1 protein-coding gene and 1 pseudogene are annotated in these 471 nt (G+C 67.5%); both read left to right on the top strand.

The window, feature by feature from the left end:
- A partial coding sequence (locus EN906_RS36810; protein WP_127375899.1) for a sigma factor-like helix-turn-helix DNA-binding protein occupies nt 1-155 on the top strand: 155 nt, incomplete at its 5' end.
- A gap of 86 nt (nt 156-241) precedes the next feature.
- A pseudogene (locus EN906_RS36805) lies at nt 242-471 on the top strand (hypothetical protein); the annotation flags it as partial.

Below are 471 nucleotides of genomic sequence, written 5' to 3'. Positions count from 1 at the left end.
AGCGCGAAGCCATCGTTCTGGTCTACTATCAGGAGATGTCCAATATCGAGGCGGCAGCGACCTTGCAGATCAGCGTCGATGCCCTGGAGAGCCTGCTTGCGCGCGGCCGGCGGTCGCTGCAGGCGATCCTGGCGGGGGATGGCGCCGATGAGTAAGCACCGGGCAAGCACCAACGCACCACGGCCATTGCGCCTTGCTGGTGCCGCTTGGCGCCCGGCGCCGACGGGCAAGGGGGCGACACATGGCTGAAGGATCCAGGAACGAACCCGCAATGGATGCCAGGCGCTTTGCCGTCTTGGCCCAGGCCTATGGCGGCGACTTGCGGCGATGGCCCGAGGCTGAGCGAATGGCCGGCACGGTCTTTGCCGCGAGCGGCGCGGGCAAGGCCATCTTGAGGCAGGCCGGGACACTTGACGCGCTGCTCGACAGCTACCGCGTCGACGCCCCGGACAAGGCACTGCACGGCAGCAT

Source organism: Mesorhizobium sp. M7A.F.Ca.CA.004.06.1.1 (genome assembly GCF_003999135.1).
GTDB lineage: Bacteria > Pseudomonadota > Alphaproteobacteria > Rhizobiales > Rhizobiaceae > Mesorhizobium.
This window is presented reverse-complemented; position numbering and strand designations above follow the sequence as displayed.